General features: G+C 66.5%; 26 protein-coding genes and 3 tRNA genes. 18 read left to right on the top strand and 11 right to left on the bottom strand.

What is annotated here, in order from left to right; all coding sequences use genetic code 11:
- Positions 1 to 14: 14 nt before the first annotated feature.
- The 3 genes from CEK29_RS05130 to hrcA form a co-directional block, all read right to left on the bottom strand.
- Positions 15 to 269 carry a hypothetical protein gene (locus CEK29_RS05130; protein ID WP_094799714.1) on the bottom strand — a complete coding sequence of 85 codons (255 nt, stop codon included), beginning with the start codon at positions 267 to 269 and terminating at the stop codon, positions 15 to 17.
- 134 nt (positions 270 to 403) lie between these two features.
- Entirely contained in the window at positions 404 to 1,519 is a 1,116-nt protein-coding gene (hemH, locus tag CEK29_RS05125) for a ferrochelatase (RefSeq protein WP_094857494.1), read from the bottom strand.
- Between the two features lie 61 nt (positions 1,520 to 1,580).
- Positions 1,581 to 2,585, bottom strand: coding sequence for a heat-inducible transcriptional repressor HrcA (hrcA, locus tag CEK29_RS05120; protein WP_094799716.1), 1,005 nt, complete (start codon positions 2,583 to 2,585; stop codon positions 1,581 to 1,583).
- Between the two features lie 115 nt (positions 2,586 to 2,700).
- Here hrcA and CEK29_RS05115 point away from each other — a divergent pair, with 115 nt between their 5' ends.
- Positions 2,701 to 3,597, top strand: a complete 897-nt coding sequence (locus tag CEK29_RS05115) for an NAD kinase (RefSeq protein ID WP_094799717.1) — start codon at positions 2,701 to 2,703, stop codon at positions 3,595 to 3,597.
- 15 nt (positions 3,598 to 3,612) lie between these two features.
- Entirely contained in the window at positions 3,613 to 5,286 is a 1,674-nt protein-coding gene (gene recN / locus CEK29_RS05110) for a DNA repair protein RecN (RefSeq protein WP_094857493.1), read from the top strand.
- A gap of 270 nt (positions 5,287 to 5,556) precedes the next feature.
- Here recN and fur read toward each other — a convergent pair whose 3' ends face one another.
- The gene (gene fur, locus CEK29_RS05105; protein WP_094799719.1) at positions 5,557 to 5,976 is read right to left on the bottom strand and encodes a ferric iron uptake transcriptional regulator; all 420 of its coding nucleotides are present in this window, start codon (positions 5,974 to 5,976) and stop codon (positions 5,557 to 5,559) included.
- A 161-nt stretch (positions 5,977 to 6,137) separates the two neighbouring features.
- Between fur and CEK29_RS05100 the strand changes: the two genes are divergently transcribed.
- Both CEK29_RS05100 and dapB read left to right on the top strand, forming a co-directional pair.
- Positions 6,138 to 6,677, top strand: coding sequence for an outer membrane protein assembly factor BamE (locus CEK29_RS05100; protein WP_094857492.1), 540 nt, complete (start codon positions 6,138 to 6,140; stop codon positions 6,675 to 6,677).
- Between the two features lie 13 nt (positions 6,678 to 6,690).
- The gene (gene dapB, locus CEK29_RS05095) at positions 6,691 to 7,482 is read left to right on the top strand and encodes a 4-hydroxy-tetrahydrodipicolinate reductase (protein WP_094799721.1); all 792 of its coding nucleotides are present in this window, start codon (positions 6,691 to 6,693) and stop codon (positions 7,480 to 7,482) included.
- Positions 7,483 to 7,559: 77 nt separating this feature from the next.
- Here dapB and murB read toward each other — a convergent pair whose 3' ends face one another.
- Positions 7,560 to 8,642, bottom strand: coding sequence for a UDP-N-acetylmuramate dehydrogenase (murB, locus tag CEK29_RS05090; RefSeq protein WP_094857491.1), 1,083 nt, complete (start codon positions 8,640 to 8,642; stop codon positions 7,560 to 7,562).
- Positions 8,643 to 8,973: 331 nt separating this feature from the next.
- On the opposite strand from murB, the gene CEK29_RS05085 reads away from it, so the two are divergent.
- The 5 genes from CEK29_RS05085 (at position 8,974) to CEK29_RS05065 (ending at position 10,744) form a co-directional block, all read left to right on the top strand.
- A tRNA-Gly gene (locus tag CEK29_RS05085) sits at positions 8,974 to 9,049 on the top strand.
- Between the two features lie 100 nt (positions 9,050 to 9,149).
- A complete protein-coding gene (locus tag CEK29_RS05080; protein ID WP_094803346.1) occupies positions 9,150 to 9,782 on the top strand; it encodes a hypothetical protein in 633 nt (210 codons plus the stop codon).
- Between the two features lie 227 nt (positions 9,783 to 10,009).
- Positions 10,010 to 10,085 (top strand) — tRNA-Gly (locus CEK29_RS05075).
- Between the two features lie 59 nt (positions 10,086 to 10,144).
- A tRNA-Cys gene (locus tag CEK29_RS05070) sits at positions 10,145 to 10,218 on the top strand.
- Positions 10,219 to 10,363: 145 nt separating this feature from the next.
- Positions 10,364 to 10,744 carry a DCC1-like thiol-disulfide oxidoreductase family protein gene (locus tag CEK29_RS05065; protein WP_094803887.1) on the top strand — a complete coding sequence of 127 codons (381 nt, stop codon included), beginning with the start codon at positions 10,364 to 10,366 and terminating at the stop codon, positions 10,742 to 10,744.
- A 96-nt stretch (positions 10,745 to 10,840) separates the two neighbouring features.
- On the opposite strand, the gene ilvA is transcribed toward CEK29_RS05065, so the two are convergent.
- Entirely contained in the window at positions 10,841 to 12,433 is a 1,593-nt protein-coding gene (gene ilvA, locus CEK29_RS05060; protein ID WP_094857490.1) for a threonine ammonia-lyase, biosynthetic, read from the bottom strand.
- Positions 12,434 to 12,655: 222 nt separating this feature from the next.
- Between ilvA and CEK29_RS05055 the strand changes: the two genes are divergently transcribed.
- The 3 genes from CEK29_RS05055 (at position 12,656) to CEK29_RS05045 (ending at position 14,170) form a co-directional block, all read left to right on the top strand.
- Positions 12,656 to 12,895 (top strand): SlyX family protein, encoded by a 240-nt coding sequence (locus CEK29_RS05055; RefSeq protein WP_094803350.1) that lies wholly within the window; start codon positions 12,656 to 12,658, stop codon positions 12,893 to 12,895.
- Positions 12,896 to 13,250: 355 nt separating this feature from the next.
- Entirely contained in the window at positions 13,251 to 13,490 is a 240-nt protein-coding gene (locus CEK29_RS05050) for a hypothetical protein (RefSeq protein ID WP_249279182.1), read from the top strand.
- Between the two features lie 86 nt (positions 13,491 to 13,576).
- A complete protein-coding gene (locus CEK29_RS05045; RefSeq protein ID WP_094803354.1) occupies positions 13,577 to 14,170 on the top strand; it encodes a DUF2946 family protein in 594 nt (197 codons plus the stop codon).
- Positions 14,171 to 14,334: 164 nt separating this feature from the next.
- Here the strand turns inward: CEK29_RS05045 and CEK29_RS05040 are convergent, their stop codons facing one another.
- Complete coding sequence (locus tag CEK29_RS05040; RefSeq protein ID WP_094857488.1) at positions 14,335 to 14,745, bottom strand: DoxX family protein; 411 nt, start codon at positions 14,743 to 14,745, stop codon at positions 14,335 to 14,337.
- Between the two features lie 134 nt (positions 14,746 to 14,879).
- Here CEK29_RS05040 and CEK29_RS05035 point away from each other — a divergent pair, with 134 nt between their 5' ends.
- The 5 genes from CEK29_RS05035 to CEK29_RS05015 all read left to right on the top strand — a co-directional run bounded on the left by CEK29_RS05035 (position 14,880) and on the right by CEK29_RS05015 (position 19,141).
- Entirely contained in the window at positions 14,880 to 15,821 is a 942-nt protein-coding gene (locus tag CEK29_RS05035; RefSeq protein ID WP_176456837.1) for a LysR family transcriptional regulator, read from the top strand.
- Positions 15,818 to 16,393 (top strand): NUDIX hydrolase, encoded by a 576-nt coding sequence (locus tag CEK29_RS05030; RefSeq protein ID WP_094857487.1) that lies wholly within the window; start codon positions 15,818 to 15,820, stop codon positions 16,391 to 16,393. Before CEK29_RS05035 ends, CEK29_RS05030 begins: the two co-directional genes overlap by 4 nt.
- A gap of 4 nt (positions 16,394 to 16,397) precedes the next feature.
- A complete protein-coding gene (aat, locus tag CEK29_RS05025) occupies positions 16,398 to 17,147 on the top strand; it encodes a leucyl/phenylalanyl-tRNA--protein transferase (RefSeq protein ID WP_094857486.1) in 750 nt (249 codons plus the stop codon).
- A gap of 152 nt (positions 17,148 to 17,299) precedes the next feature.
- A complete protein-coding gene (locus tag CEK29_RS05020; protein WP_094803362.1) occupies positions 17,300 to 18,040 on the top strand; it encodes an arginyltransferase in 741 nt (246 codons plus the stop codon).
- A gap of 57 nt (positions 18,041 to 18,097) precedes the next feature.
- Positions 18,098 to 19,141, top strand: a complete 1,044-nt coding sequence (locus CEK29_RS05015; protein ID WP_094857485.1) for a quinone-dependent dihydroorotate dehydrogenase — start codon at positions 18,098 to 18,100, stop codon at positions 19,139 to 19,141.
- Between the two features lie 237 nt (positions 19,142 to 19,378).
- Here the strand turns inward: CEK29_RS05015 and phaP are convergent, their stop codons facing one another.
- Positions 19,379 to 19,957 (bottom strand): TIGR01841 family phasin, encoded by a 579-nt coding sequence (gene phaP / locus CEK29_RS05010; RefSeq protein WP_094857586.1) that lies wholly within the window; start codon positions 19,955 to 19,957, stop codon positions 19,379 to 19,381.
- A gap of 463 nt (positions 19,958 to 20,420) precedes the next feature.
- On the opposite strand from phaP, the gene CEK29_RS05005 reads away from it, so the two are divergent.
- Entirely contained in the window at positions 20,421 to 21,398 is a 978-nt protein-coding gene (locus tag CEK29_RS05005; RefSeq protein ID WP_094803368.1) for a tripartite tricarboxylate transporter substrate binding protein BugD, read from the top strand.
- Positions 21,399 to 21,516: 118 nt separating this feature from the next.
- Here the strand turns inward: CEK29_RS05005 and CEK29_RS05000 are convergent, their stop codons facing one another.
- The 3 genes from CEK29_RS05000 to CEK29_RS04990 form a co-directional block, all read right to left on the bottom strand.
- Positions 21,517 to 22,368, bottom strand: coding sequence for an IclR family transcriptional regulator (locus tag CEK29_RS05000; RefSeq protein ID WP_094803370.1), 852 nt, complete (start codon positions 22,366 to 22,368; stop codon positions 21,517 to 21,519).
- A 243-nt stretch (positions 22,369 to 22,611) separates the two neighbouring features.
- Positions 22,612 to 23,424 (bottom strand): competence/damage-inducible protein A, encoded by an 813-nt coding sequence (locus CEK29_RS04995; protein WP_094857484.1) that lies wholly within the window; start codon positions 23,422 to 23,424, stop codon positions 22,612 to 22,614.
- 108 nt (positions 23,425 to 23,532) lie between these two features.
- Complete coding sequence (locus CEK29_RS04990; RefSeq protein ID WP_094857483.1) at positions 23,533 to 24,354, bottom strand: EI24 domain-containing protein; 822 nt, start codon at positions 24,352 to 24,354, stop codon at positions 23,533 to 23,535.
- Positions 24,355 to 24,446 lie beyond the last annotated feature (92 nt).

The following is a 24,446-nucleotide window of genomic DNA, read 5'->3' as shown; positions in this document are numbered from 1 at the left end:
CGCTGTGCCGGGAGTCAGCGCTGCTTGCGCGGCTGGGTCGGTGCCGGCGGATCGCTGGCCGGGAACGTGTCTTCGAGGGCCTCGTCGACCGTGTCCTTGCCCGGGCGGGGCTGAGACTCGTCGTCTTCGGGGGTGATGGCAATCGGGTCGCTGGCCGGGAAGGTGTCCTCGAGCGCTTCGTCGAGGTCGCGCTGGGCGCCGTCTTCCTGCAGCTTGTCGTGACCGGGGGCGCCGGAGGTACCGACGCCGGGGCGAGTGGAAGCATTCATCCTGCCTTCTCCTTGAGAAATCAACGCCTTGCCTATGAGCAAGCATCGTTCCCGAGGCCGGGGGCGAGCGGAATCACCGGCGCGGCGGCGGGGCGGGCGCCGCGCTCAGCGTCCCCCTCCTCACCCGGTCGCGGTCAGGCCGGTCCGATCCGGGCGGTCTCGCCCTGCGGCCGAACGGGCCAGCCCTGCAGTTGCCGCTCGACCAGCTCGGTCAGTCCGTCGATCCAGCGGCCGTCGTCGTTGAGCGCCGGGATATACCGGAACTGCTTGCCCCCTGCCTCGAGGAACGCGTCGCGGCATTCCTGGCTGATTTCTTCGAGTGTTTCGAGGCAGTCGGCCACGAAACCGGGGCACACCACGTCGACCTCGGTCACGCCGCGGCGTGCCAGCTCTTTCAGGGTGGGTTCGGTGTAAGGCTCGAGCCAGCGCGCCGAACCGAAGCGGCTCTGGAACGTGACCTCGATGTCCTCCGCCGGAAAGTCGAGTCGCTCGCGCAGCAGACGGGCACTCTCGAGGCAATCGCGGTAGTAGGGATCGCCGAGCTCGATCGAATAGCGCGGCAGACCGTGAAAGCTCATCACCAGCTTGGCCGGCCGGCCATTCGCCTGCCAGAAATCCTGGATCCTGGCGGCCTGGGCATCGAGCCACGCGGGTTCGGTGTGGAAGCGCTTGACGAAGCGCAGCGCCGGCTGGTCGCGCAGGCGCCCCACGTGGCGGGTCACCGCGTCGACGACCGTGGCGGAGGTCGATGCGGCGTATTGCGGATACAGCGGCACCGTGAGGATGTGGTCGACACCCCGCGCACGCAGACGCGCGATCGCATCGGGAATCGAGGGATTGCCATAACGCATCGCCAGCTCGACCTCGACGTCGTAGCCGCGCGCGGCCTGATTCTGCTTCACACCCTCGGTCTGCCGCTGGCTGTAGACCAGCAGCGGCGAGCCATCCTCGAGCCAGATGCCGCGGTAGCGCGGCGCGAGCTTCTTGGGCCGCGCCGTCAGCACCATGCAGTGCAGAATGGGCAGCCACAGGTAGCGCGGGATCTCGATGACGCGCGGATCGGCCAGAAACTCGCCCAGATACTTGCGGATCGCACGCGGCTCCGGCGTGTCGGGCGTACCCAGATTGACCAGCAGCACGCCGACGCGGCCCGGACCGCTGGGCGGCGGGTCTTCGTTGAACGGATCATCCTGAGCGGGCTCGGGCAGGAAGCGCTCGGGCCAGAGATACTTGAACAGGCGCAGAAACACAAAACACCTCTCTGCAGGCCGCACATCCTCCCGCGCAGGCGGATGGCGGACCCGGTTATGGTTATTGATTGTGGCTCAAGGCATTGGAGAGCAGACGGGCTGTGATGTCCACGATGGGAATCACGCGCTCGTAGGCCATCCGGGTCGGGCCGATCACGCCCAGCGTGCCCACGACCTTGCCATCGACGCCATAAGGCGCCGTGATGACGGACACTTCTTCCATCGGCACCAGCTGCGAATCGCCGCCGATGTAGATCTGAACCCCCTGCGCACGGCTCGACACGTCGAGCAATTGCAGCAGGTCGGTTTTTTTCTCGAACAGCGAGAACATCTTGCGCAGCCGGTCCATGTCGGATGCGATATCCGAGACGTCGAGCAGCTTGCGCTCGCCCGAGATCACCACCGCGTCGCCATCTTCGGCCGCTTCGGCCGAGGCCTCGACCGCGGCCTGCATCAGCCGCGAGATGTCTTCGCGGAGCTGGGCCAGCTCGGTCGACAGCGTGCGGCGCACCGCATCGAACGACTTGCCCGAAAAATGCACGTTGAAGAAATTGCCGGCCTCGATCAGCTCGGTATCGGCGTAATCGCGCTGCACCGACATGATGCGATTCTGCACATCGCCATCGGGCGTGACGATGATGAGCAGCACGCGCTTGTCGGACAGGCGGATGAATTCGATCTGGCGGAACACCTGCGCCCGCTTGGGCGTGAGCACCACGCCGGCGAACTGGGTGAGATTGGACAGCAGCGCCGCCGCCGCGTTGACCGCCCGGCTCGGCTCGGCCACGGGCAGCATCTCGCTGATATTGGCCGGCTCGAACTGGTACGGCCGCACGGCCAGCAGCGAATCGACGAACATGCGATAGCCGCGCGGCGTGGGAATCCGGCCGGCGGAGGTGTGCGGACTGTGGATCAGGCCGAGCTCTTCGAGGTCGGCCATCACGTTGCGTATCGTGGCCGGCGACAGGTCGAACACTTTGGAAAGCGTGCGCGAGCCGACCGGTTGCCCGTCGGCGATGTAGCGTTCGATCAACGCTTTGAGCAGTGCACGTGCGCGGTCATCCATAAGCGTATTTTAGGGAAAAGTTGTGCCGTAGGCGATTTTTGTCCGCCAACACAATATGCGGCCCCATATAATGCCCTGATAAGCTACACCAGATCCTCTACCCTACGGCGCCCCTATGCACTTCCCCACCGTCGCCTTGATCGGCCGCTACCAGGACACGGGCCTGGATGCGCCGCTGCGCGCGCTGGCGCACATGCTGACGCAAGCCGGCCGCGCCGTGTTGATCGAAGCCGATACGGCGCGCAACACCGGCGTGCACGAATACCCCGAAGCCACGCTGCAGCAGATCGGCGAAGGCGCCTCGCTCGCCGTGGTGATGGGCGGCGACGGCACGGTGCTGGGCGCGGCGCGCTATCTGGCGCGCTATGGGGTGCCGCTGGTCGGCATCAACCACGGCCGGCTCGGCTTCATCACCGACATCGCGCTGCACGATTCTCAGAGCGCGCTCGCGCGTGTCCTCGATGGCGACTACCAGATCGAAGACCGCACGCTGCTGCAAGGCAGCGTCTGGCGCGGTGAGCAGGAGATGTTCTCCGCCTCGGCCCTCAACGACGTCGTGCTCAACCGCGCCGGCCGCGGCGGCATGATCGAGATGCGCGTCGAGCTCGACGACGCTTACATGTACACCCAGCGTGCCGACGGCCTCATCATCGCCACGCCCACGGGATCGACGGCGTACGCGCTGTCGGCCAACGGCCCCATCCTGCACCCCGGCCTCGACGCCATGGTGCTGGTGCCCGTCGCGCCGCAGAGCCTGTCGAACCGTCCCATCGTGATTCCGGGCAGCGGCGTGCTCAGCATGACCCTCACCGCCATGGGCCGCGTGGAAGTCGGCGCCAGCGTGCATTTCGACATGCAGACCTGGTCCGACCTGCAGCCCGGCGACCGCATCACCGTGCAGCGCGCCCCGCATACCGTGCGTTTCGTGCACCCGCAGGGCTACAGTTTCCTCTCAACCCTGCGCCGCAAACTGCACTGGAATCAGATGCCGCAGGCCACCGACAACGAATAACCCTCCGCGCTCGTCATGCTGCGAACCCTGCATATCCGTGACTTCGTCATCGTCGAGCAGACCGAAATCCATTTCGGCGCCGGCTTCACCGTTTTCTCCGGCGAGACCGGTGCGGGCAAGTCCATCCTGATCGATGCGCTGGCGCTGGCCCTCGGCGAGCGCGGCGACGCCTCGGTGCTGCGCGAGGGCGCGGCACGCGCCGATATCACCGCCATCTTCGACACCCCGGCCACCCTGCGGCCCTGGCTCGAAGAGCGCGAACTCGAAGCCGCCGAAGAGCTCACCCTGCGCCGCGTGATCGATGCCCAGGGGCGCAGCCGTGCCTACGTCAACGGCGTGCCGGCCACGCTCACGCAATTGCGCGAACTCGGCGAAAACCTCGTCGACATTCACGGACAGCACGCGCACCAGAGCCTGATGCGGCCCGACGCACAGCGCGATCTGCTGGACGCGCACGGCGGTCATGCCGAGCTGCGCCAGGACACCGCGCACACCTTCAAGCAATGGCGCGCCTTGTCGCGCCAACTCGAAACCGCCACGAAAGACGCGGCGGCGCTCGAGGCGGAGCGCGAGCGCCTCCAATGGGAAGCCGACGAGCTCGCCAAGCTCGGCCTGCGCGAAGGCGAATGGGAAGCCCTGCAGGTGGAGCACACCCGCCTGGCCCATGCGCAAAGTCTGCTCGACGGCGCCAGCCTCATCGTCGAGGCGCTCGATGGCGAAGACGATTCCGCGCTGCACCGGCTCAACGGCGCGAGCCAACGTCTGGCCCAGATGCAGCGCCACGACCCCGGGCTTGCCGGCATCGCCGAAGCCCTGGATTCCGCCCGCATCGCGATGGACGAGGCCGTCTCCGACCTCAACAACTACGTGAGCCGCGTGGAGCTCGATCCGCAACGCCTCGCCGATGTCGAGGCGCGCCTGTCCGCCGTGTTCGAGACCGCGCGCAAGTTCAAGTGCGAGCCCGAAGCCCTGCCCGTCGTCGAGGCCGAGCTGTCGGCCCGCCTGGCCGAGCTGCAGGCCGCCGGCGACGTGCAGGCGCTGCAGGCCCAGACCCGCGCGGCCCAGGAGCGCTACGACGCCGCCGCCGGCCGCTTGAGCACGGCGCGGCGCAAGATCGCCAAGGAGCTCGGCAAGCTGGTCAGCCAGGCCATGCAGACGCTGTCGATGGCCGGTGGCCGCTTCGAGGCCGCGCTCACGGATGCCCCGCCCAGCGCCCAGGGCAACGAACAGGTCGAATTTCTGGTGGCCGGTCATGCCGGCACCACGCCGCGCCCGCTGGCCAAGGTCGCCTCCGGGGGCGAGCTCTCCCGCATTTCGCTGGCGCTGTCGGTCATCGCCAGCCGCGCCGCGCGCGTGCCCACACTGATCTTCGACGAAGTCGATAGCGGCGTGGGCGGTGCCGTGGCCGAGGTGGTGGGCAAGCTGCTGCGCGAACTCGGCGCACGCCATCAGGTCCTGTGCGTCACGCACCTGCCGCAGGTGGCGGCTTGCGGCAACACGCAGTTCCGCGTGAGCAAGAGCGAATCCGGCGGCACAACGCGTTCGCGCATCGCCGAGCTTTCCGCCGACGAGCGCGTCGAAGAGGTGGCGCGCATGCTGGGCGGCATCCAGATCACCGCCACGACCCGCGATCATGCCCGCGAAATGCTCGACGCCATGACCCGCCCGCTGGCCGCGCACGCCGGCTGAGACGCGGCCGGCCCGCGCGCCGCCACCGGCCAGCGCGGGCGATCCGGGCCCCCCGGCGGCCATGCCGGGGCTGCCATCCCCGCACCCGGTCCGAAAAAAAACCGCCTGCATCGCTGCAAGGCGGTTTTTTCTTGGGGGGCTGTTGTGCTCAGCTAGCCGGCCCGGCATGTCGTGGCCCGGCCTGTCGTGGCCCGGCCTGTCGCGGTCCGGCCTGTCGCGGCCCGGACGGCAGAGGGGCGCGGCAACGGCGAGCCTGGCCGCCGCGGCCGATCAGCGCGACTTCTGGCAGGTGGCGCAGATGCCGTAGAGCACCATGGCGTGGCTTTCAAGCAGGAAGCCGTTGTCCTTGGCGATCTTGTGCTGGCGCTTCTCGATGTCGGGATCCGAGAATTCGACGACCGTGCCGCAGTTGGTGCAGATCAGGTGATCGTGGTGATCGCCGTCGTTGAGCTCGAACACGGCCTTGCCCGTATCGAACTGGCTGCGCGCCAGGATGCCGGCCTGCTCGAACTGGGTCAGGACGCGGTAGACGGTGGCAAGGCCGATCTCGACGCTTTCGCCGATCAGGGCCCGGTAGACGTCTTCGGCGCTCAGGTGACGGTGCTCGGACTTGCGGAAGATGTCCAGAATCTTCAGGCGCGGAAACGTCGCCTTCAAACCCATGTTTTTCAGTTCGCTTTGGTCGCTCATGGTGTAATCGCTCTCCGTCCGCGGTGGCATGGGTTGGGTAGGATACCCGGCATCGGCCGCAAGCCCAGTGCTTCGAGATGCCCACTGCCCTGCGGAACTCGTTATTAAACCTTTATGATAACGGTTTTGTTCGTTTCCAATAATAGGGGCGCGTAGTGTCCATGATTGCACGTAATCCCTTCCGGCCCGTCAAGACGGTGCTGGTGACCGTGGCCCTGGCGGCTGTTCTCAGTGCCTGCTCGACCGGCAAATGGGGTTTCCCGTACCGGGCCGACATCCAGCAGGGCAACTGGATTACCAGCGAGCAGGTGGCCCTGCTGCAGAATGGCATGACGCGTGAGCAAGTGCGATTCGCGCTCGGCAGCCCCACCCTGACCAGCGTCCTGCACGGCGATCGCTGGGACTACCCCTACTACTTCAAGCCCGGCTACGGCAAGCCCGAAGAGCGTCAGTTCACGGTCTGGTTCGAAAACGACCGCCTGGTGAAATGGAGCGGCGACGAGCAGCCCGCGCTGCAGCCCTTCCAGATCAACACGCCCGACGCCGCCACCATCAAGAAGGATGACAAGGACGACGCGCGCGACGCCAAGCGCGAGGAAGAGGCCGACAAGACCCGCCGCGGCCCGGTCATCAATTCGCCCACGCCGTCCGTAACCGAATACCCCGGCCAGCCGGGTTCGACGCCCGAACCGATCAAGTAAGCCAAGGAACACCATGCGTATCGCAATCGCCGGCGCCAGCGGCCGGATGGGCCAGATGCTGGTCGAATCCGTGCTCTCCACCGACGGCCTGCAACTGACCGTCGCGCTCGACCGCGCCGGATCCGCCAGCCTCGGCCAGGACGCGGGCGCCTTCCTGGGCCGCGACACCGGCGTGAAGATCACCGACGATCTCGCCGCGCTGGCGCAGGCCGACTGCCTGATCGACTTCACCCGCCCCGAAGGCACGCTCGTGCACCTCGAGGCGTGCGTCAAGCACGGCACCAACATCGTGATCGGCACCACGGGTTTCGACGAACACGGTCGCGCCGCGATCGACGTCGCCGCCCAGAAGATCGCCGTGGTCTTCGCGCCCAACATGAGCGTCGGCGTCAACGCCACGCTCAAGCTGCTCGACATGGCCGCGCGCCTGCTCAACAGCGGCTACGACGTCGAAGTCTTCGAAGCGCATCACCGCAACAAGGTCGATGCGCCCTCGGGCACCGCGCTCAAGATGGGCGAGGTCGTGGCCTCGGCATGGGATGTCGCGCTGCCCGACGTCGCCACCTGGACGCGTCATGGCGACACCGGCGTGCGCAAGCCCGGCACGATCGGCTTCTCGGTGGTCCGCGGCGGCGATATCGTGGGCGATCACACCGTGTATTTCTGCGGCCCGGGCGAGCGCATCGAAATCACGCATCGCTCCAGCAGCCGCGTCACTTACGCGCAAGGCGCCGTGCGTGCGGCGCGCTTCCTCGACGGCAAGCACAACGGCCTGTACGACATGCAGGCCGTGCTGGGCCAGTAAGCCTCGACGACCGCGCGCTGTGCGGCGCGATAAAAAAGCGGCCCCGGCCGCTTTTTTGTTGTCTGCTCTGTCGTCGCTCAGGCCGAGGCGCCCTGCACCACCACCGGCTCGGGCTCGAGCGTGACGCCGTAGCGCGACCGCACATCGTCCTGGATCCGGCGGGCGAGTGCCAGGATGTCGGCGGCCTGCGCGCCGCCCCGATTCACGAGCACCAGCGCCTGGCGTTCGTGCACGCCGGCCGCGCCCAGATCGCGGCCCTTCCAGCCGCACTGGTCGATCAACCAGCCCGCGGCGAGCTTGTAGCGGCCATCGGGCTGCGCATACGACACCAGGTCGGGAAAGCGCGCCAGCAAGGCCTCGCGCTGCTCGGCGGACACCAGCGGATTCTTGAAGAAACTGCCGGCGTTGCCGATGAGGGCGGGATCCGGCAGCTTGGCGCGGCGGATCTCGCACACCGCATTGAAGATGTCCTGCGCACGCGGACCCGCGCCGTTGGCGCTGGCCGCCGCGAGTTGCGGATGGCGCTGCAGATCGGGATAGCCCAGCACCGGGCGCCACGGCCGCGGCAAACGGAATCGCACCGACACGATGATCCAGCGGCCCGCGGGTTCGTGCTTGAAGACGCTATCGCGATAGGCGTAGCGACATTGCGCGGCGTCCATCTCGACCATCCGGCCCTCATGCAGATCCCAGGCCGTCAGGCTGTCGAAGCGATCGGCCAGCTCGACGCCATACGCGCCGATGTTCTGTACCGGACTGGCGCCGACCGTACCGGGGATCAACGCCAGATTCTCGAGCCCATCCCAGCCACTGGCCAGGGTTTGCGCCACGACCTCGTGCCAGATTTCGCCCGCGGCCGCCTCGACGATCCACGCATCCGGGCGCGCCTGCAACAGACGCAAGCCGCGCAGCGCGACGCGCACGACCAGCCCGTCGACATGACGGGGCAGCACCATATTGCTGCCCCCGCCCAGCACCAGCACCGAGGCGAATTGCCGTGCCAGCACCGTGAGCGCGGGCAGCTGGGCAGGGTCGTCCAGCGTGAAGCACGCTCGCGCATCGCAAACGAGGCCTAGCGTATTGCGCGCGGTCAGCGACTGCGGCAGAACCGGCAGCGCGACGGGAGGTTGCGAAGAATCAGACGCGGGGGTTGTTGACATTGATGCTACGAGTTGTGCTATAGTTTCTGTCTTCGCTCAGTTTACTTGATTCAAGTAGCGCGGCTCGGTTGGCCAAGGTTGCGAAACCAAGATTGCCAACCAAGAAGTGCCAACCAGGCGAAGACGTTTGAGAGCAGCGCGCTCGAAAACACATGTTTGATGCAAACCATCCCGACACGGTGCAAGCCACGCCAGGATGCCAAGCAGAAAGGTTCGAACCAAAGAATTTTTCAGCCCAGTTTGCAGATTTAAAAAAACATGTATAATGCGCGTCTTTCGCTGAAACACAAATGCAGCGAAAACAAGCAAGACAGCAGTTTGCAGTACCCATGCGGGAGTAGCTCAGTTGGTAGAGCGCAACCTTGCCAAGGTTGAGGTCGCGAGTTCGAGACTCGTCTCCCGCTCCAAATTCTCAAAAGGCCCAAACTTCGGTTTGGGCCTTTTGTTTTTGCCGCGCGCCTTTGCGGGTCGCGCGCGGTAAGGTGTGCTTTTGACGGAACACGAGTCATGGATTTTGCATTGACGTTGTTGTTGGTGTTTGCCGCGTGGCAGTTCTTGCGCGTGCAATATCAGCGATCGCACATCGCCCTGCTCGGGCGCCACCTGGCCAACCTCCAGCTCGAAAAGCACATGGAGACTCTGACCCAGGGATACGCGCGCGCCATCCGCGAAGAAAGCGAACCGCGCCAGCTTCAGATCCTGGAGACCTTCGCGCCGTCCGAACGCTCGCTGGCATCGCAGGCTCGCGCGCTGGCCAATAGCCTGCGCGACGAAAACCCGCAGGCCACGCGCATGACCGCCCTGTCGTTCTGCGTGCCGTATGCCGAGCGCTTTCTGCCGAACGGCATGCTGCGCGACTTCCGTGTGTTGATCGCGATTCACGCGAACGGCCTGCGTCATGTCGTGGACAATGCCGAGGGCCTCGATCCCAAGGCCCGTGCGTTTCATCTGTCCGCCGAGCTCTACCTGCTGCAGCACAGCTGCCACTGGTTCTGCAAATCGCGCGCGGTCGCCGATGCACGTCTGCTGCTGCGCCATCAGGTCAATCATCGCAAGGTGCTGGAGTCCGTGTCCGAAGTGACGCGCCGCCCTTATCTTGAGTGGCTCCAGGGCCGCGCACCGCGCGCGGACGACGAGTAAGTCGCGAGCACGTTCGTTTTTTTGCGTTGTCATGTCGGCAACTTGAACACGAACCAAAAAACCATGTATAATTCTTTTCTTCGCTGATCACGCAGCCCTTGTGAAAACAAAGCGCTCGCGATCCGAAACCCAGCAGGGCATGAACACTTTTTCAGTGTTTACCAACCGCCCTGACGCCTGATTCGCAAGAGTCGCCGGGTTTCTAAAGTGAAGAGCGCAGTAAATCTGCGGGAGTAGCTCAGTTGGTAGAGCGCAACCTTGCCAAGGTTGAGGTCGCGAGTTCGAGACTCGTCTCCCGCTCCAGACATCTAAAAGGGATGCACCTGGCTCTCGCCTCGCTTCCTTTTTTCTTGTGATCTGCCGGCGCAATGGCAGAGTGGTTATGCAGCGGATTGCAAATCCGTGTACGTCGGTTCGATTCCGGCTTGCGCCTCCAGCTGAACAGGCTGTGACCCGGCAGTGACCCAGTAATGACCCAGGCCCGCTCGATGCGGGCCTTTGTCATTTCTGCGCCAGGCGTTTGCGCTCACCGGCTCCCGATGCGCGGTATGCTGGAATGCCCTGATCCACCGGTGTTCGTGATGCCTCAATCCCGCAACTTCGTGCTGTACGACGGTGACTGCCCGTTCTGCACCAACTACGTCAAACTCCTGCGTCTGCGCCAGGCGGTCGGGCAGGTCGATCTGCTCAATGTGCGCGAACATCCCGAGCTCGCGCGCACCTACGCCGAGCAAGGCTACGACCTCGACAAGGGCATGCTGCTGCATCTGGACGGCCAGGATTACTTCGGCGCCGACTGCATCAATCGGCTGGCGCTGCTGTCCACCGGCAATGATCTCTTCAATCAGTTCAATGCCATGGTGTTCAGCAACGCGTGCCTGTCGCGCGCGCTCTATCCCTTCATGAGCGCGGGTCGCCACCTGGCCCTGCGGGTGCTGGGCCGCAGCCGCTTCACGGCCTGACCCGACGGTCCGCTATCGCGCGGACCCCCGCCACTTAAGGCACGGGCGGACGCGCGATAGACCGATGGCGGCCAGGCCACGCATGCCGGCCGCGCGTCAGCGCACGAACATCCGATAGGCCGGATTGCCGGTCTCGTCCCAATACGGGTAGCCCATCGCGTCGAGCACCTCCGGCAAGCGGTCGCGTTCTTCTGCGGGCACTTGCAGGCCCGCCACCGCCCTACCCTCGGCCGCGCCGTGATTGCGGTAATGGAACATCGTGATGTTCCAGCGCCCGCCCAGCTTGCTCAAGAAATCGAACAGCGCGCCCGGCCGCTCGGGAAACTCGAAGCGAAGCACGCGCTCGTCCTCGATGTTGTCGGCCCGGCCGCCCACCATGTGCCGTACGTGCAGCTTGGCGAATTCGTTGTCCGTCAGATCCAGAACCGAAAAGCCCTGATCGCGCAGGCTGGCAAGCAGCGACTCGCGCGGATCACGCTCGGGATGGGTTTGCACGCCCACGAATATCTGCGCGTCGGCGCCCGCGTGATAGCGGTAGTTGAACTCGGTGACCTGCCTCGCGCCGAGCGCCGCGCAAAAGGCCCGAAAGCTGCCCGGCCGCTCCGGTATCGTCACGGCGATCAAGGCTTCGCGCTGCTCGCCCAGCGTGGCCCGCTCGGTCACATGCCGCAGCCGGTCGAAGTTGATGTTGGCGCCGGAGTCGATGGCGACCAGCACCTCGCCCCGGGCGCCACCCGCTTGCGCATACTTGCGCAGCCCCGCCACCGCCAGTGCGCCGGCGGGCTCGGTGATGGAGCGCGTGTCGTCGTAGATGTCCTTGATGGCCGCGCAGATCTCGTCGGCGCTCACGAGGATCACCTCGTCCACGTAGCGCCGGCACACCTCGAACGGATGCGCGCCGATCTGCGCCACGGCGACACCATCGGCGAAGGCGCCGACGCGATCGAGCACCACGCGCTCACCGGCGGCGAGCGCCGCCTGCAGGCAGTTGGAATCCGCGGGCTCCACGCCGATCACTCTGACGTCGGGCCGCACGTGCTTCACGTAGGCCGCCACGCCCGCGATCAGCCCGCCGCCGCCCACGGGCACGAAGATGGCGTCGATGCGGCCGGGATGCTGACGCAGAATCTCCATGGCCACCGTGCCCTGCCCCGCGATCACATCGGGATCGTCGTAAGGCGGAATGAACACGAGGCCTTGCGCCTGGGCCAGCGCCTGCGCGTGCGCCAGGGCTTCAGGAAAGGCATCGCCGTGCAGCACGGCCTGCGCGCCATGCGACAGCACACCCTGCACCTTGAGCTCGGGCGCGGTGCGCGGCATCACGATCGTGGCCGGAATGCCCAGCCGCCGGGCCGCCAGCGCCAGCCCCTGGGCATGGTTGCCCGCCGACGCGGCGATCACGCCACGCTCCCGTTCCTGCGCACTCAGACTGGCCACGCGGTTGTAGGCGCCGCGCACCTTGAAGGAATACACCGGCTGCAGGTCTTCGCGCTTGAGCAACACCTCGCAGCCCAGCTGACGCGACAGGCGTGCGGCCGGTTGCAGCGGCGTCTGCACGGCAACCTCGTAGACGGGCGCGTTGAGGGTCTTGCGGGCGTAGTACGCGGCCAGGTCCTGTCCGGGATCGGTGGCGAGCGGGGCGGTGGCGGCGGTATGAGGCGCGGCGGGCGCGGCTAGGGTCTCGTACAAGTGGGGCTCCGGTGATTCGACAGCGCCCACGAGACAGAAAAAAAAGAACCCGCCTCGTAGGCGGGTTCTTTGAAATTTGCTGGACTATTTCGTGGCCTGACCCGCCATGTGGATAATGGCGGTAATAATGCTCGAAGCGAGAAAGGTCAGGCGTGCGTCCATGGGTTCAGACAGTAGCGTCTTTCGCCCCCTCCCGTCAAATCCGCTCGCCTGCCCATCACCATGACATCCACCGATACCTCTTCCCCCGACGCGCTGCAGCAGACGCAGGAGCGCCTGACGGAACTCGAGATCAAGTTCAGCTTTGCCGAAGACTTGCTCGACAGTCTGAACACGATCATCGCGCGCCAACAGCAGCAGATCGAAGCGCTGGCGCGCGAAGTGCACGACCTGCGCGAGCAGGGCCGCAATGCCCCGTCGGCACCGCGCAGCCTGCTCGACGAAGTGCCGCCGCACTATTGAAAAGGCGGCGCGGCGAGCGGCGCGCGGCGCGTGCCGCTCCAACACGCCGGCCTGTGCTGGCGAGCATGGCGCGCAGCGTGCGGCGAATGGCAAGTCGTGAGCGGCGAGCCGCGGCGAAAGATGTTGCACGCACCACGCGCCTCCCCGGTGGCAGTCGCGGCATTCTCTGCATATCGTTACCCTTGCGCACGCTTGCGTACCCATGGCCTCGGACCGGGTTGCTACCTTACGAACCGTTGACAACTCTGCGTGCCTGTCGGGCGCCTTAGCCTCCATGCCGAACGCGACGCCTTTGCGAACCCATCTGGGCCGAGCCCTTGCCACCCTCACCCTAACCTGTGTCCCGCTGGCTGCCATGGCCGACCATGACGACCGTCATCGTCACCGCCACCATCATCATGGCGAGTACAAGGACAAGTACTGGGATGGACAGTGCAAGGTCGAGCGCAAATGGAAGAAGAACGGGCGCTACGAAGAGAAGCGCAAGTGTCGCCCGTCGTATGCCTACCCGCAGGCGGCCTATCCGCAGCCGCACTACGTGGCGCCGGGCGAGCCCGCCATCATCATCTCGCCCTCCATCGTCATTCGCCCCTGAACATCGCCGCGCGTCCGCGCGCAGCGCCCTCTCAACCCGCCGCCGGCGTGAGCCGGTTCGATGCGCAACCCTACGAGTGCTGCCCCATGGATGATGATGTGAAAGCCGCGCTGGTCCGCTGGCCCAACGTGCCCGCCGTCGCGGGCTGGCTTTCGCTCGATGGTCGCGGCCGCTGGCACCTGCATCCGCAAGGCGATGCGGCCGAAGGCGGTCCGGGCGAGTCCATCACGAATACCCAGATCCTCGCCTTCATCGAACGCAACTACGAACACGACGAGCAAGGCCGCTGGTTCTTCCAGAACGGCCCGCAGCGCGTGTACGTGCGCATCGACGCGGCGCCCTACATCCTGCGCGGCGCCGAGCGCGGCGCAGGGCTGCATACGCACACGCGGCGTGAGATCCAGTCGATCCAGGCGTGGTGGCTGGACGAAACCGGTCTGCTCTACGCCAGCACCGACGCCGGACCGGGCGTGATCGAGGATCGCGATCTGGCCGGGGTGATCGACGTGCTGACGCTGGCGGACGGCACCCCACTGTGGGACCACCTGGAGTCGTCCGCCCCCGACGACGAGGCGCTGCATCTGCGCCACCCCGCCTTCGCCGAGCCTGCGCCGCTCTTGACGGTGGCACGCTCAGCCTTGCCGGCAAGGCTGGGCTTCGTGGCACAGCCCACGGTCTAGCGCCCTTACCTCACCGGCGCCGCATCTCGCCGTCGCCCTGTGCGACAGGGCCCGGCCGGCCCGCCGGACAACGCGTCGGCTCGACGCGTGCTGCGGGAGAACGCGTCGTCACGACGCGGGCTGCGGGACAACGCGTCGGCGCGACGCGCGCTGCGGTAGAAGCGTCAGCGCGTCGCGCGGCGCTGGCTGCCAAGCAGCACGAACTTGCCGTCGCCCAGCAGGGCAAGCGCAGCCGCCGCCACGGCCAGGAACACCGGATATTCCCAACCGCCGCCCGTCGAGGCAAAGCCCCAGCCATTGCCGAAGTGCACGCTGGCCGCGGCCAGCAGTTGCACCGCCGCGAACGCCGCGACCCAGCGCGGCAGCACGCCGATGATGAGAAACAGACCGCCCACGATCTCGAAGGCGGTGACCGGGTAGGCGAGCCACCCCGGGAAGCCCACGCTGGCGAAAAACTTGGCGGTGCCCGGTAGCGTGAACACCATCAGCTTGGTCAGGCCGTGCGCCAGGTACATCACGCCCAGGGCGAGACGCAGCAGCAAGGCGGCGTACGGGGCGGTGCGGGTATCGATCATTTTGTTATCTCCAATTCGGAACCGAAAAACATCGCGGATACGCGATGGCGGCATTCTGTCGGTTCCTAAAATCAAGATAAACATGCAGAATTGCAAATAATTATTCCCCGAATTGAAACAAAGCTGGAGCGCTCATGGATACGGTCACCGCCATGCAGACCTTCGCCAAGGTCATCGAACTGGGGTCGTTCGCCGCCGCCGCCGAAAAAGCCGGACTTGCCCGGTCGGTGGTGACCCGGCAGATCGCTTACCTGGAGCAGAAGTACGGCGTGCGCCTGCTCAATCGCACGACGCGCAAACTCAGCCTGACCGACGCCGGCCGGGCCTTTCTCGAGCGCATCCGCCCGATCCTGGGAGACCTCGCAGAGCTCGATCTGGCCCTGCAGGTTCAGGGCCGTCAGCCCACCGGACGCCTGCGCGTGAGCGCGCCCGTGTCATTCGGGGTGCTCAACCTCGGGCCGGCCATCGCCGAGTATCTGGCGGCGTATCCGCAGGTCGTGATCGATCTCGACCTGAACGACCGCGTGGTGGATCTGGTCGAAGACGGCTTCGACGTGGCGGTGCGGATCGGGCCGCAGCAGGACTCCTCGCTCGTGGCGCGCCCGCTGGCCCCCCAGCAACTCGTGGTGTGCGCTGCGCCCGCCTATCTTGAGCGGCACGGCACGCCGCGCGAGCCCGAGGCCCTGCGCCAGCATCGCTGCCTGCACTACAGCTACGCCAGCACCGGCAACGACTGGCATTTTGAACGCGACGGTCACACGCATGTGATCCGCATCGCGCCCGCCTTCCGCGCCAATAATGGCGATGTCCTGCGCACCGCGGCGCTGGCCGGGCACGGCATCATCCTGCAGCCCGATTTTCTGGTGGGCGACGACGTGCGCACGGGCCGGCTCGTGCCGCTGCTCACCGAGTATCGGCACACCCCGCTGACGATGGTGGCGGTGTATCCGCATCGCCGCCTGCTCTCGCCCAAGGTGCGGTCCTTCGTCGAACATCTGGAGCGGCGCTTCGGTGGCGCGCAGCCCGGCGTCAGGCCCTCCCGCGCCGGCGTGCAACCGGTAGAATCAGATTCATGACTTCGCCCATTCGCTACTTCCCCGCCCCGCGCCGCGCGCGCTTCTGCAGCCAGTGCGGTTCGACCGTCAACCACCGCGTGCCGGAAGACGACAATCGGGAACGCGACGTCTGCGATCACTGCGGCGCCATCCACTATCAGAACCCGCGCATGGTCGTGGGGACCGTGCCGGTGTGGCAGGACCGTATCCTCCTGTGCCGTCGCGCCATCGAGCCGCGCTACGACACCTGGACGCTGCCGGCGGGTTTCATGGAACTCGGCGAAAGCACGGCGCAGGGCGCCGCGCGCGAAACGCTCGAGGAGTCTGGCGCCAAGATCAAGCTGGGCGAGCTCTACACCATCATCGATGTGCCGCAGGTCGAACAGGTGCATCTGTTCTACCTGGCGGAGTGCCTGAGCGATGAGCTCGATCCGGGCCCCGAAAGCCTGGAGGCGCGCTTTTTCAGCGAGGCCGAGATCCCCTGGGACGAGCTGTCGTTCCGCACCGTGGCCACCACGCTCGAACGCTTCCTGGCCGACCGCCGGGCCGGCACGCTGCGCACGCACCACTACACCCTCGAATCGCATCGCTGATACCTTGAAGCTGCCCTGGCTCGCCGCCGACACGCCCTTCCCGCCGCCCGAGACGGCGCTCAGCGAACCCGACGGCTTGCTGGCGGCGGGCGGCGAACTCACCGTCACGCGGCTGCGCCAGGCGTATTCCAACGGCATTTTTCCCTGGTATGCCGAGGGTGAGCCCGTGCTCTGGTGGAGCCCGGATCCGCGCATGGTGCTGCCCTGCACCGACTTCGCGCCCTCGCACAGCCTGCGCAAACTTCTGCGCAAGCTCGCGCGCGACGAGCACCCGCATGCCAGTGTGCAGGTGCGCGTCGACACCGCATTCGCCGACGTGATCCTGGCCTGCTCGCAGGCGCGCAAGACCCAGCACGGCACCTGGATCACCCAGGAAGTGCGCAATGCCTACATCGCCTGGCACGCCGCGGGCCAGGCCCACAGTATCGAGACCTGGATCGATGGCAGGCTGGCCGGCGGCCTGTACGGCGTGAGCCTGGGCAAGATGTTTTTCGGCGAATCGATGTTCGCCCGCGTCACCGACGCCTCGAAGATCGCGCTGGCCTACCTGGTGGGCTTTCTGCGCGCGCAGGGCGTGGCCTGGATCGATTGCCAGCAGCAGACCTCGCACCTGGGCAGCCTGGGCGCCGCGCCGATTCCCCGGGCCGCGTTTCTGCGCCATGTGCGCACCGTGGTGCGCGAAGCGGCGCCCGACTGGCATCCCGGCTGGCTCGACGCCGCCGGCCGCCTCCACCCGCTGCCACCGCCCGCCTGAGTCGGCGCCGCTCTCACGCGCCCGCGACGGCACGGCGGCGCTGCCCCCTGCGGTGTGTGTCGCCCGTCCGGCGAACGATGTCAGCGCCCCCGGATCGGCGTTAATATGTTCCGAACCGGTCCCGGCAAATTCGGACCTTTTCGGCAGTCCCGATGAGCCAGCTCAAAGAACTACCCTTCTCCACGCTGCAGTTCTACGCCACGGCGCCCTATCCGTGCAGCTATCTGCCCGGCCGCCAGGCGCGCTCGCAGGTCGCCGCCCCCGGCCACCTGATCAACGCCGGCACGTACTCGCATCTGGTCGAACAGGGCTTTCGCCGCAGCGGCCTCTTCACCTATCGGCCCCATTGCGACAGCTGCCGCGCCTGTATCCCGGTGCGCGTGGATGCCGCGCGCTTCATGCCCAGCCGCAGCCAGCGGCGCGCCTGGCGTGCGCACGATACGCTGCGCCCGCTGGTGGCCGAGCTGGCGTGGTCGCCCGAACACTACGAGCTCTACACCCGTTATCAGCAGGGCCGCCACCCCGGCGGCGGCATGGACGAAGACAGCCGCACGCAGTACGCGCAGTTCCTGCTCACCACACGTGTCAACACGCGTCTGGTCGAGTTCCGCACGCCATCGGGGCACCTGGCCATGGTGTCCATCATCGATGTCCTCGACGACGGCCTGTCGTCGGTCTACACCTTCTATGATCCGGCCCTGCGCGGCAGCCTGGGCACCTACAGCGTCATGTGGCAGATCGAACAATGCCGCACGCTCGAGCTGCCCTGGCTCTATCTCGGCTACTGGATCGGCGCGAGCCAGAAAATGGCCTATAAGGCGGGATTCCGGCCGCTGCAGATGCTGGTCGATGGCGTCTGGCAGGACGACATCGCCGAAATCGCGGGCGCCTGATCCCCGGCGCTGCCGGAGGTGCGCCGCCGTGGCGCCGACACACTACAATTGCGCCTCATGTCTATCCTCTTTCACGCCTACCCCCTGGCCCGCACGGCGTTGTTCGCCATGGATGCGGAAACCGCCCACGAGGTCACCCTTGCCGGCCTGCAGCGCGCCTACGATTGCGGCGCCACGCGCAAGCTGCTGCACGCGCGGCCCGAATCGCCCACCACGCTGATGGGACTGCGGCTGCGCAATCCCGTGGGCCTGGCCGCCGGTCTCGACAAAAACGGCGCCTATATCGATGCGCTGGGCAATCTGGGGTTCGGCTTCGTCGAGGTGGGCACGGTCACGCCGCGGGCCCAGCCGGGCAACCCGAAGCCGCGCATGTTCCGTCTGCCGCGCGCCAATGCGCTGATCAACCGCCTGGGCTTCAACAACCAGGGGCTCGACGCCTTCCTGGCCAACGTGCAGAAGAGCAGCTTCCGCCAGCACGGCGGCATCCTGGGCCTGAACATCGGCAAGAACGCCGACACGCCGATCGAGCGCGCCGCCGACGACTACCTGATCGGGCTCGCGGGCGTGTATCCGCACGCCGACTACATCACGGTCAACATTTCGTCGCCGAACACCAAGAATCTGCGGGCGTTGCAGGGCGGCGACGAGCTGTCGCAACTGCTGGCGCTGTTGCGCGACAAGCGCGCCGAACTCGCCCAGCAGCACCAGCGGCAGGTGCCCCTGGCCGTCAAGATCGCCCCCGACCTGACCCAGGAGCAGATCGACGTGATTGCCGACGCCCTGCTGGCGCACGGCGTGGACGGCGTGATCGCCACCAACACCACGCTAGCCCGCGACAAGGTCGCCGGTCAGCCGCATGCCGACGAAGCGGGCGGCCTGTCGGGCGCCCCGGTGCACGAGCTGTCGCTGGCCGTGATCGCGCGCCTGCGCGAGCGGATCGGCACGGCGATGTCCATCATCGGCGTGGGCGGCATCCTGTCGGGCGAGCAGGCCCGCGAAAAACTCGCGGCGGGCGCCGACGCGGTGCAGCTCTACACCGGCCTGATCTATCGGGGTCCGGCCCTCGTCGGCGAGTGTGTCGGCGCGCTGGCCAGGCGCTGAGCCCCGACGCCGTGCCGCCAAACGAACAGCACCCCTGGGGTGCTGTTTTTCATTGTGCCGTTTCGTTCAGACGAAGCATAAAAAAAGGCCACCCGAAGGTGGCCCTAATTCCAGCTCTGCTCTGTCACTCAACGGTACTACAGACTCCGGGTCGGTCGCAACCTCCCCGGGGACCGGGCCTTCGCACGCCCGGGAGACCCCAGGGCGAAGGCCGGTCGGACCGGCTGCCAGGCTGCCTTAGGCGGCGCGGCGGCTGCGGCCGGCCACCTTGGTGGCGGCGTCGGCGGCGTCGGTCGCGGCCTTGAACGTCGCGTTGGCGGCGGCGTTCAGGTTCGACTCGGCCACTTCGGCGGCTTGCTTGGCGGCCTTGCTCAGCGAGTCGTAGGCGCTATTGGCGGTGGCCAGCGACGACTTCATCAGGGCAACGGCGCTCTCGGAGCCGGTGGGCGCATTCTTGGAGAATTGCTCGACGGCTTCGGTCAGTTGCTGCTGCCCTTCGGCGATGTGCGCCTCGGCGAGCTTGGTCAGGTCGGCTTGCACGCCGGCCACGATGTCATACACGTGCTTGCCGTAGGCCAGGGCCTTTTCGGCGCCCGGCTGAACCAGGGTGCTGGCAAACGCGGTGGCGTCCTGCGGATCCTTCAGCTCGACGGCCTGTTGCGACTTCTGGGCGGCTTCGTCCAGAGTGGCGCGAACGACCTTCAGGTTCAGGTCGACCAGCTTTTCGAAGCCGCTGAACATCGCCGATTGGGCGGCGACCAGGGATTGCAGGGTGGCTTGCTGGCGGGCCAGCACTTGTTGGGGAATGGCGCTCATCATGTCTCTCCTTCACGGGTGCCGGTTTGGACCGGCGAATAAGGATGATCTAAGACCGAAAGAACTTCGGTTCATCGTGCGCGTCCGGGAAGTACTGCCACCGCAGGCGCGTTTGCTGCATTGCACAATCGATATTCTAGACACTTGATTTTTCGTGTCAAGTAAAAGTTTGTGCGCCGCAACAAGTGACACAAAACGGTCAACTGGCGCCCTCGGGCACGCGCGCCTGCACGTCTCGGACACATTCCCGGCACAGCCCGCACGCCTCCCCGGCGCGCCCCACGCGCGGGCCAAAAGACCACCGGGGGAACCGTCCCCGACTTGCTCGGGAATTCCCCGAGGTGACGGAACAGGGTGAGTTCCTTACACTTGGCCCACGTCGAGCCGCCAATAAAAACCATCACAGGCCGGCCATAACTATATAAACCCTCGCAGCCAAAATCCCCCCTGCATTGGAGACTTCATGATCCGTCCTTCACGCTTGCTGTCGGCCCTGTTCGCGGCCGGCGCGCTCACCGCGGCCGCTTCCGCGGTCGCCGAGTACCCTGAGCGTCCCGTCAACATGGTTGTGCCCTTCGCCGCCGGCGGCCCGACGGACAACGTCGCCCGTTCGCTCGCGGAAGCCATGCGCGGCACGCTGGGTCAGACCGTCGTGGTCGAAAACAAGGGCGGTGCCGGCGGCACCATCGGCACCACGCAAGTGGCGCGCGCCCAGCCCGACGGCTACCAGATCCTGCTGATGCACGCGGGCTTCTCCACGGCCCCGTCGCTCTACAAAAACCCCGGCTACGATCCCTACACCAGCTTCGAGCCCATCGGCCTGGTCGTGGACGTGCCCATGACCATCGTCGCGCGCAGCGACCTGCCGCCCAACAACATCAAGGAGTTGGCCGACTACGTCAAAAAGAACAGCGACAAAATCTCGCTGGCCAACGCCGGCATCGGCGCCGCCAGCCATCTGTGCGGCACCATGCTGATCGAAGCGCTGGGCGTGAACCTGCTCACGATCCCGTACAAGGGCACCGCCCCGGCCATGAACGATCTGCTGGGCAAGCAGGTCGACCTGCTGTGCGACCAGACCACCAACACCACGCAGCAGATCAGCGCCGGCGCCGTGAAGGCCTACGCCGTCACCAGCCTGAAGCGCGTGCCGACGCTGCCGAACCTGCCCACGATGGACGAGTCCGGCTACAAGGGCTTCGAAGTCGGTATCTGGCACGGCATGTGGGTTCCGAAGGGCACGCCCAAGCCCGTGGTCGACAAGCTCGTCAAGAGCCTGCAGGCCGGCCTGGCCGATCCGAAGTTCCAGGAGCGCATGAAGCAGCTGGGCGCCACCGTGCTCACCGCCGAAGCCAATCCCGAAGGCCTGACCGCCAAGGTCAAGCAACAGGTGCCCCAGTGGGAAGGCCTGTTCAAGAAGGCCGGCGTCGAAAAGCAGTAAACCCGCAATGAAAAAAACTGGTCCTCGGACCAGTTTTTTTTTGCCTGCGTTTTGTGCAGCCGGGACGAGATCGGTGCGGCCCGACGGGATCGGATCCCCGCCGCGGCGCCTCAGCGCCTCAGCGCGCCTCGGCGAGCGGCTCGTGGCCGCCCGGTGCGAGCGGCTCATGGCCCAGCGCCTCGGAAATCTGGGCGGCGGTATCGACCAGCAGCCGGATCCATTCGTCCTGCAGGCGTTCGGCAGGCGCGGAGATGGACAGGCCCGCGACCAGCTTGCCGGTATCGTCGTGGATGCCCGCGGCGATGCACCGCACGCCCAGCTCGAGCTCTTCGTTGTCGCGGGCGTAGCCATGGCGTCGCACCAGCGCGAGCTCGCGTTCGAGGCGTTCGAGCTCGGTCAAGCTGTTGCGGGTGTGTCCGGCCAGCCCCGTACGGGTCGCGTAGGCCCGCACCTGGCGGCCGTCACAGGTCGAGAGAAACAGCTTGCCGGTGGAGGTGAGATGCAGGGGCGCCCGGCCGCCGATGGCACGCACCACCTGCATGCCGGAGCGCTCGCTCCAGGCCCGATCGATATACACGATCTCGTCGCCCTGCTGCACCGACAGATTGATCGTCTGCCCCGTCTGGCGGTGCAGATTGCGCATCGCCCCGATGGCGGCCTCGCGCACGTTGAGCCGTCCCTTCACCAGCGAACCGAGCTCCAGCAGGCGCATGCCCAGCTGATACACGCCGTTGTCCACGCGCTCGACGTAACGCCCCACGACCAGGTCGTTGAGGATGCGATGCGCGGTGGAGGCATGCAGCCCCGTGGTGGCCGACAGCTGCTTGAGCGTGACCGGCTCGGGCTGCGCGGCCAGGGCATCGAGCAGGCTCATGGCGCGCTCGATCACCTGGATGGCGATGGGCGCATGAGCGGCGGACTCCTGGTCGGAGCCCGGCAGGGACGCGGCGACTCTGGGCAGGCGTGACATAGGCGGACGTAAGAGCGAAAAGGATGGCGGCGGAACCCGCCGGCGAGCGCCCTCATGGCGCTGGCTGGCTCGGCCTTGTCGCAGCGCAACAAGGCAGGCTTATCGTATTGTGAAATTCTGACAGGGATTTGGCAACCGCTTTTTGTGCGCGGCGGCGCAAAGCGGCAGAGCACGCCGCCAGGCTGAATACCGCCTGAACGCCGTGCCGCCAAAAACGCTCGTGATCGACCCGGCCGATACCGATCAGCGCGCCGGCGGCGCCAGCTGCCCGCCCAGGCGCAGCACGTCGGCCCGCAGGAAAGCGAGCGCCTCGGCGCAGGCCTCGGGATCGCCCTTCACACCCAGTTCGATGTGCGGAGCCGCGCCGCTCTCGCCCACGCTGGGCAGGCTGAAGGCACGCACGCCGGGCCAGCGCCGCTCGATCTCGACCATGGTGGGCGTGATGCGGGACTCGGGCATGCTGAACACCAGGAACGAGTGCTCGGCATGGCGGGTGATGTGCTGCAGATCGCGATAGCGCGTGTCCAGGGTCCATTCGAGCATGGGCCACGCCATGACCGGGAAGCCCGGCACGAATGTGTGATCCTGGATGAAAAAGCCCGGAATCCGGTTATACGGATTGGGCACGACCTCGCACCCGACCGGAAACACGCCCATCTGCAACCGCTGCTGGTTTTCGGGGGTGCTCATGTCGGCGGTGCCCTGCCCCTTGGCGGCCATTTCGGCCGTGCGCAGCGCGATCGCCTCTTCGGCCTCGGGATGCAGGGCCATCTCGACGCCCAGCGCCGCGGCCACGGCCTGCCGGGTATGGTCGTCGGGCGTCCCGCCGATGCCGCCACACGAAAACACCACGTCGCCGGTCGCGAAGCTGCGCCGGTACGCCGCCGTCAATGCGGCGCGATCGTCGGAGTGAAACTCGGCCCACGAAAGTTGCATGCCGCGCGTGGCCAGCATTTCGACGATTTTGCCGAAATGCTTGTCCTGACGACGGCCGGACAGGATTTCGTCACCGACGATGATGAGGCCGATACGGCGCGGGGTTACGGCTGCGGTCATGGCGCAAGGTCCTGAAGAACGAAAAGCGGAATCGGAGGGGCGGTGTCGCGCGGCGATGATCGTGCGTGAGCGGAGGCCGGCCTGGCAGGGACCGGCCGTCCGCCCCGATCAGGGCGGCAGGCGCGTCAGATCGTCGGCGGCGGCCACCGCAGGCTCGGCGGCGCGCAGTTCTTTCAGCGCCTGCAGCCCGTAGTGCGCGTAGACCAGCGCCGAATACACCGGCAGGATGATCCAGGCCGGCGGAATCAGGTTGATCAGCGCCAGAATGAAACCGATGATCCAGAAGCCGCCGTTACGCTGCTTGATCAGCAGCCGCCGCTCGGTGGGCGTGGCGTGTTCCACGAGGGCGTCGACGCGCAGCATGCGCGAGAACGCGAACGCCCACCAGAACACCGACAGGATCAGCGCCATGGGCGGAATCAGCCAGAACGGCAGGGTGAACAGCCAGCCGATCGCGAACACCACGCCGACCCAGATGGCATTCCAGACGCTGACCGCCGTGGCGTTCGTGCCCAACCGCGCGAGTCCGGTGTACTCGCGCTTGTCCACATGGCGCAGCACCAGCGGCATCACGAAAATGGCCGCGATCACCAGACCGAGGATGCCGGAGACCGGCAGCAGAATGGCCGCGGCGATAACCGGCACCAGCCAGATCTTGAGCGAGAACAGCCCCACGCTCACGAGCCAGGCGTCGACATCGTTGACGGTCTCCCACTGCCCGGCCTCCAGGCGCAGCCAGTCGGTCAGGGGCGACCAGAACAGCCACAGCAGCAGGTTGGCGCCGACGAGTGCGATGAGGAACGGCAGCAGCACCGCGAACAGCATGTTCGGATGGCACTGCGAGACCAGCGCGCACTTGAAGGCCTGCGCGATGCGCGCGCCTTCGGTGACGGGCGAGCGCTGCGCGGGAGCGGATGAAGAAAACGGCATGGAGCATCCAGAGTCGAAACGTGTGTCGCCCGGCCTGCGGCGCGGGTGGCAAGACGCAAGATAGACGCGCCGGGTATCATAGTCAAACACAG

It is taken from the genome of Bordetella genomosp. 5 (assembly GCF_002261475.1).
In the GTDB taxonomy this organism is placed as follows: Bacteria; Pseudomonadota; Gammaproteobacteria; order Burkholderiales; family Burkholderiaceae_B; genus Bordetella.
Note: the sequence above shows the minus strand (reverse complement) of the source record. Positions and strands in the feature narration are given on the sequence as shown.